The sequence below is a fragment of the Mesorhizobium sp. WSM4837 genome (assembly GCF_055811435.1).
Genome location: NZ_JBVVQE010000289.1, coordinates 1 through 233 on the forward strand (window position 1 = coordinate 1; position 233 = coordinate 233).

The following is a 233-nucleotide window of genomic DNA, read 5'->3' on the forward strand; positions in this document are numbered from 1 at the left end:
CGATCAGGGCGGGGGGGGGGGGGGGGGGGGCCCCCCCCGGGCCCCCCCCCCCCCGCCGCGGGGGCCCCCCCCCCCCCCCCGGCGGCCGCGGGGGGGGGGGGGGGGGGCCGGCCGGGGGGGGGGGGGGGGGGGGGGGGCGGGGGGGGGGGAGGGGGGGGGGGGGGGGCGGCCGGGGGGGGGCGGGGGGCGAGGCCAAGAGGAGGGCCCCCCACAAGAAGGGAGCGGGGGGGGGG

The 233-nt window shown here is 93.6% G+C and carries 1 protein-coding gene; it reads right to left on the reverse strand.

Translation table 11 applies throughout. The features are described from left to right. The coding region (locus AC0L3D_RS37125) for a hypothetical protein (protein WP_473647590.1) at positions 1-196 on the reverse strand (196 nt) is incomplete at its 3' end. Positions 197-233 lie beyond the last annotated feature (37 nt).